The sequence below is a fragment of the Roseibium sp. RKSG952 genome, assembly GCF_009711355.1.
Genome location: NZ_SMMF01000740.1, coordinates 1 through 6,336 on the forward strand (window position 1 = coordinate 1; position 6,336 = coordinate 6,336).

Annotated in this window: 8 protein-coding genes; 5 read left to right on the plus strand and 3 right to left on the minus strand. The window is 54.3% G+C overall.

Annotated features, from left to right (window positions below; genetic code table 11):
- Positions 1 to 185 precede the first annotated feature (185 nt).
- The gene (locus tag E1297_RS05230) at positions 186 to 512 is read left to right on the plus strand and encodes a hypothetical protein (protein WP_155134840.1); all 327 of its coding nucleotides are present in this window, start codon (positions 186 to 188) and stop codon (positions 510 to 512) included.
- 35 nt (positions 513 to 547) lie between these two features.
- Here E1297_RS05230 and E1297_RS05235 read toward each other — a convergent pair whose 3' ends face one another.
- Together E1297_RS05235 and E1297_RS05240 are read right to left on the minus strand one after the other, a co-directional pair.
- Positions 548 to 1,480, minus strand: a complete 933-nt coding sequence (locus tag E1297_RS05235) for an ATP-binding protein (protein WP_155134843.1) — start codon at positions 1,478 to 1,480, stop codon at positions 548 to 550.
- 76 nt (positions 1,481 to 1,556) lie between these two features.
- Positions 1,557 to 2,141 (minus strand): LexA family transcriptional regulator, encoded by a 585-nt coding sequence (locus E1297_RS05240; protein ID WP_155134846.1) that lies wholly within the window; start codon positions 2,139 to 2,141, stop codon positions 1,557 to 1,559.
- 615 nt (positions 2,142 to 2,756) lie between these two features.
- On the opposite strand from E1297_RS05240, the gene E1297_RS05245 reads away from it, so the two are divergent.
- Positions 2,757 to 3,224: a hypothetical protein gene (locus tag E1297_RS05245; RefSeq protein WP_155134849.1), complete on the plus strand. Its 468-nt coding sequence runs from the start codon at positions 2,757 to 2,759 to the stop codon at positions 3,222 to 3,224.
- On the opposite strand, the gene E1297_RS05250 is transcribed toward E1297_RS05245, so the two are convergent.
- Complete coding sequence (locus E1297_RS05250; protein WP_155134852.1) at positions 3,214 to 3,810, minus strand: hypothetical protein; 597 nt, start codon at positions 3,808 to 3,810, stop codon at positions 3,214 to 3,216. The two genes, E1297_RS05245 and E1297_RS05250, sit on opposite strands and share 11 nt — an antisense overlap.
- 119 nt (positions 3,811 to 3,929) lie before the next feature.
- On the opposite strand from E1297_RS05250, the gene E1297_RS05255 reads away from it, so the two are divergent.
- The 3 genes from E1297_RS05255 to E1297_RS05265 all read left to right on the plus strand — a co-directional run bounded on the left by E1297_RS05255 (position 3,930) and on the right by E1297_RS05265 (position 6,205).
- A complete protein-coding gene (locus E1297_RS05255) occupies positions 3,930 to 4,820 on the plus strand; it encodes a LysR family transcriptional regulator (RefSeq protein ID WP_155134854.1) in 891 nt (296 codons plus the stop codon).
- A gap of 228 nt (positions 4,821 to 5,048) precedes the next feature.
- Positions 5,049 to 5,414 (plus strand): hypothetical protein, encoded by a 366-nt coding sequence (locus E1297_RS05260; RefSeq protein ID WP_155134857.1) that lies wholly within the window; start codon positions 5,049 to 5,051, stop codon positions 5,412 to 5,414.
- A 59-nt stretch (positions 5,415 to 5,473) separates the two neighbouring features.
- Positions 5,474 to 6,205: a thermonuclease family protein gene (locus E1297_RS05265; protein ID WP_155134859.1), complete on the plus strand. Its 732-nt coding sequence runs from the start codon at positions 5,474 to 5,476 to the stop codon at positions 6,203 to 6,205.
- Positions 6,206 to 6,336: the final 131 nt, after the last annotated feature.

Genomic DNA, 6,336 nt, shown 5'->3' on the forward strand with positions numbered 1-6,336 from the left:
AGGCCTGTGAGGCAGCAGTAAGACCAATCCTTCCCGGGGGATTGGCAGCAGCCATTAAAGCAGGAAGCCCCGCCCCTCAGAGCGGGGAGCAGTCACCTCTTGACGTAATTCGATGTCAAACAGTTGGTTCTTTCTTGCGGATGCTACTGACAAAATGACTGAACGACACATTCTTGGAGTTTCACATGTCCATCGACCTTACGTCCGTTTCCGATGAGGATTTTTTCGCGGAGCTACAACGCAGATCCCGCCTGAAATCGGATCCTCTCTCCTATGTGATCTTTAGTTCCGAAGGCGATCTCCTCCCCATTCTGGAGGAATTCAACGAAGTCGCCCACCTGACCGACGAAGAACGGGGCGCCGTCGCGAAGACGATTATGATCTTGATGCGAAGCAACTTTCAGGACCTCCTCTCTTCCGAGGGCAATGAGGCAATCCCGACGCAGATCAGCCTCAACCTCAATGAGGCGCTGGACCAACTCGGCCTTTCGAAGAACGCACCTGCTCCCTAAGACAAAAGCGCGCCCGGAGGGGCGCGCGACACATCTTAGGCCTTCGGGATCTTGACCCTGATGCGCGGCCACTCGTCCCGCGCTCTTTGAATGGCCTGCTCGATGGTCATCGGCACATCGTCCTTTGCCTTCGAACGCACGAACGTGCGGTGACAGTTCTCCACGAAAACCTCAACCTCCGCGAAGTTCTCGGCATCGAGCGTGATCGCTAGCGTCCGAAGGTTTATGTTCGGAGCGTGCCCCCACTTGTTGAACGCCACCTTGGTATATTTCTCGAGTTCGTCCGTCCCTGGGTTCGGCAACAACATGCGGCCGTGGAAACGGCGCCAGATGGCGCGGTCGAGCATCTCAGGGTGGTTGGTCGCTCCGAGCACGATGACGTGTGGCGGGACATCGTCGAGCTGAACCAGAAGGTTCGAGACCACGCGCTGCATGTCCCCGTCGTCCTTGGATTCCCCGCGGTCCTTGCTGATCGCGTCGATTTCATCGAAGAAAAGAATGCACCTATGCGTTTTCACAAAACGGAATAGAACCCCGAGACGCTTCGAGGTCTCGCCTTGTTTCGTGGACTGAAGCATGTCGTATCGCACAAAATAGAGCGGAAGCTCCATTTCGTTAGCGATCGCCTTGGTCACCTGGGTCTTGCCATTGCCCGGAGGCCCCATCAGAACCATCTTGTTTTTCGGCGTAATTCCACCATCCAAGAAGATTCGGTAGTCGTTCTGATCCTCGATGAAGCTGCGGATCTCGTCCTTCACGATTTGAGGCAGGATGACGTCCTTGAGCTTCGCATCCGTCTTGACGAGTGAAAGTCCGACCGGAATATCATTTTCGTCCTGAAGGCGCGCCTCAAACGCGGCGACTTTGGATTCGTCACTTGCCCCCTGCTCGACGGCCCCGCCTTCGGCGATGGGCTTCGTGGATTCTTCCTGAAAATTGGGGGTATCCTGATCTTCCAAAATCGCCACCTCGGGAGTTGCTCTCCCCTAAGAATTTAACGACATCACCAGCAGGTCAAATCCTTCGAATCCACCGGCGGGATGTCTAGAGGTCGATCTCGATCCGCATGGCCTTGGCGATGGGTTTCGCGTCGTCAGGGAGTTTCTCGATGACGAAAGCCGGATTGTCGCAGACGGACATAAATCCTCCGGATACGGACCTTTGTAGTCTGCGGACGGCCAGTCCATCCTTCAGTCTCAAGAGGTAGACGCAGGCGTCCTCGATAATGTCCCGCTCCGACATCTTTCGGAAAACGATCTTGGCCCCGGACGGAATGGTCGGCGACATCGCCTCTCCGGCGTTCCGATACCCAAAGGTCTCGCCGATCCGTTCAAATTCCTCTCTTTCGTTTCGAAGGGTCTCGTTCGAGATCACGTCGAAATCTTCGGTCTTTCGGATGTCGCCGGATACGCGCATCTCTCCTTCTCCGAAGAGATACCATTCAGGGGTGATGCGAAGCGCCTTGCAGATTCCGTTTCCGACGTCGAAAGGCGGGATCGTTCCCTTCTTGACGTACGAGGAGAACGTTGACGCAGGAACGTCGAGATGACGCGCGAGGCCAGTCAAGGACCATTCGGACCCCACGGCCTTTCGCAATCTCTCGGCTCTTTCCTGTCTCTCTCCATCCATATCAGTCTCCGAACAACGCATTCGTCTCGGCGAAGATTTAAATCCAAGACACCAAGCCTCGGGCACCTTCTTCGCAAACTCGTTCCTTCGGCTTTAAATTCATCGACCTATCGAACGAACGCTTCGATTTATCGAATACAATTCGTATTGTCAAACAACATATTCGACAAACCGACTTGTTATTGGTGTTTTCCGACCACTTTATTCAGTTTTTCGTTTTTCATTCGTATTTTAGTTCTTCCAAACGGAATTTCGTGGATCACTTTCGACGAAACGCATCCTTGTTCGGCATGTCGAAAACATGCTGCGGTCTTCAGGACGGATGTACGAGCTTCTGTTTCCTCGACGGATTAAAGGGGTTTCCCGCACGTACCACCGAACCCCGCCGCCGCTCCGAAACGGCGGCTCGAGTATCAAATGCATGCCGTATACTAGGCTGGCTCACCCTCCCCTCAGTACAGGGAGAGAGGGTGGACCTACATTAAGCTATTGAAATAAAGCGATTTTTTGATCGTGTTTCAAAATCGATGATTTGTGTTTCAAATTCCGAATGGATTCACGCTGAACAGTTGAGTATTTCTATGCTTGTCAACATAATAACCTGGAAACGAAATCATGCTTACGCAGTCCAGAGATTACGAAATCGTAGAATTCGTCCAGAACCTTCTTACCCACGCCCGGGTGGTCACCGGCAACAAGGCAACCGCCGGAACGGCGGTTAGGCAGGCATTGAGGGCGAACAGCAGAAACGATGCCGGTCGCATACAGCACGATCTAGCGACTCGCGTTCTTCAGCATGTTTGCCGCTATACGTCAGAGACGGCACCGGAGAATGACATCGACTTCCCGGAAGGGCGAGCACCCTCATGGTTCGTCGAGCTGGACAGGTGCGGCCGCGAAATCCTTTCCCTAAACACGTTGTTCAACCTCGACCCGGAAACCATCTCCGGTGTCACCGGGCGCCCCGTATCGATCGTTGAAACCGTTCTGAGGCGTATTCACGGCCGCGTGGCGGAGGTTGCCGCCCACGGCGAAGATCAGTCGGCCTCCCCTCTAGGAACCCTTTTTTCCACTAGTCATTGACCCAGACGCGGCGCACTAGGTCCCCTTCCTTCTTCGTGATGTTCGGATGGGCGTAGGTTGAAGGGAACTCGAAGTCGACGTCGCCCAGCTTCTCCCTTTCCAAGATCCCGTGAATAATCGTTCCGTTCTGGCCACCCTTAACAATCTTCTTGCTGTCCTCGACCTCGACGATGCGACCGTATTTATTGGCAGCCTTCTCCCAGAAACCGGTCACCCAGTCCGCCACCATGCAGGTCCATTGCTCATACCCCTTTTCACGGATCAAACCCAGCGCATGGGACTGAATTGCCTCCGTTACAGACAACTCGTCCGGGCCGAATTTCTTCTTCCGATAGGGCGGCGTAACGGCGAGACGCTCGAAAACGGCGATTTTTGCAAAATAGCGAATTCGCATGGTTCCGCACGGGACGCCCTCCACACGCGCCAGAAGATGAGTGGCGGCATGGTCGTTGCCGTCGCGCTCCTGTTCAAGATCGTAAAAGGCGTTCTCTCCCACGAAAACGCTGGCTCTTATCATGAGTGCCGTCGTCAGATCCTCTGACCTTTCAATCATCTCGACGGAGATGTTCATGTTGGACTTTGTCACTGCCACTTCCTTATCAGTTGGTACGTTTTGTTAATCATTCAGCGATTTCATCGCGGGAAAAACATTCAAAATGAAGCGCGGATCTGCTAATTTGAAACACGAATTTGAGAAGGACCCACATGAAAGCTGAATTTCCCGTTATTTTCTCAGCACTTGCACGAAATCGCAACTTTCGAAGTGCCGCTCAGGAGCTGGGGATGAGTCACATCACCCTTATGCGTAGGCTTGATGAGTTCGAAGCAAAGACGGGAACGAAGCTCTTCGTTCGCCACAATCAGGGACTCAAGATGACCACCGCAGGTCGACGTCTCGCCACCGTTACGAGTGATCTGGACAAGTCCATGAATCGTTTCTGGACGGCGGCGAAGGGACTTGCCCATCAAACCACCGTCACGATCATGGGGACCGACGGCATGGCCTCCTTCTGGCTTCCGCATGCCCTCGAGGGATTTCACGAGAAAAATCCTGGGATTACCGTGGAAGTCAGCCTTACAGAATTCGGCTCGTCGACGGGTTTCAGAACGGGTGGTGCCGATATCGAGATTGCCTATTCCCCACCGACTGAGAACGACGCTGTCATCATTTGGCACGGCATCGTCCCCATTCGCCTCTACGCAGCGCGGAAATATGCGGAATTACACTCTCTGCCGACGACCTTCGAGGATCTGAGGATGCATCGCCTGTGCATGTACGAAAACCCCGGCAGCGTATACAATCCCGGCCTCGAGGCGCTTGAGGAAATCGCGGAGACCGGGCTCGTCGCTTGGCGCACCCGGTCGACGATGGGACTCGGATACGCCATCCAGAACGGCGCCGGGATCGGTCCGATGACCAAGATCTTCCCGAATTACAATCCAGCCTTTGATGTCATTGAACTCAGCGAGGACATCTTCTCCTCTCAGTTCCCGGTATGGCTCGTGATGCATATGGACACCAAAGATAACAAGGCCCCCCGCGCCGTCGCCGACTGGTTCTCGACAAACCTTCCCGAGTTCACCGCTAAACGCTGAGACCCCGACCCCGATCGTTGCGCCGAAGGAAGACGCGACGATCGTTAAATCGCAATGCGCCACATGCAAGGTCTGAAACACGTGGAAATGTAGGATTTAATCCTCTAAGCGCCGGCGCTGGCGTTTCATTTTTGAAAACAGAATTGCTAACAAACCAAATCCTCTTATTAACGGCGCATTAATATGCTGCACCGTAAGAGTCTCCCGCAACCGAAAGAGCTGTACTTGATGACCGCCACAAACATCGCATATACGGCCGAGGAAATCAGGGACCGTTTCAGCAAGTTACGGGACTTGAAGATTTTCGCAAGAGCCATAACTTTGGACCCTGCCCTCGCAGATAGCCTGTCGGCGCACGTTCGCGTCGTCAGCAATCAGGCGTATCCGCTCGATGATCTCTTTTCCATCTACGTCGAACTCCTCTCTCTAAAGGAGTCCATTACGCCCAATCTGAAGCGCCGAAGTGTCGGTTTCCCGAGCGTGACCGAACGGGCGGCGAACGTGCTTCATAAGCAATACGGCCGCTCATTGGATCAGGTTTCGAAGATTCTCGGATTACCGAAGAAGAGCGTTTCGGACATGATTCGCCGGTGATTTGCAGGTTCTAGTCAAAAGCCTCGATGATTTCTGTATCCCGAACTTCGAGGCTTTCAATGACTTCACCGCTTCAAAAAACGCTCGTTACCGCCGCCTGCCTTTCGTCCCTGTCCCTTCCGGCTATCTCTCAATCCGTTTCGCCGGGTTTTGATGCATTCGATGCCGGATCGGCTCCATCCTCCTTCTCCCTTCCCTCTCCGACGCTTTCTGTGCCGTCCAGTGCCGCTGGGGTGGCTTCGCCTTCCCTGCCGCCCTCTCCGCATCAGGTCGCTCCCTCGTCCGCCGGGAATGCCTTTCAAGGCTCTGATATCGTAGCCAGGGTGCCGACCGCTCCTGTTTTCGACGGGAAGGGGTCTGACGGCAACTCCTCTACCATGCCGGCCTCCGGTGTCGTTATTTCCGGCGTGCCGTCCCTTACCGGGAATGGGTTCTTTTTTCTGGCGGGGGTTCCGGTTCGTCTTTCGGGAGTGGCTGTTCCTCCGTCCGGGGAACTTTGCCGGACGAGTTCCGGTACCGAATGGATGTGCGGCCGCTCCTCCGGCTCCCGGCTCTCCATGCTTTTCGAAGGAAAGAAGACCTCCTGCCGCGTCGTGAAGTCTTATCCCGACGGGGTCACTGGTGTCTGTTCTTCCGGAACCGTTTTCGACATCGGCCGCCTCATGATTTCCGAGGGATGGGCCGTTCCGGTCGGATCCGAGGGTTTGCGGTATTCATCCGAATCCTTGTCCGCCCGCGAGTCTCGATCAGGCCTCTGGTCCGGCAGTTTCAAAGGTCACTCGAGCTGGTGAGAATGGAATGGTGAATCATTTCAAATAGATTCTAAGATTCGGAGGCGTCAGGCTTTCGATAAGCATTTGATTCATATACTCTTTCTCGAACAGCATTTTCGAAGATCCCTAAAACTCGGAACAAAGATCCC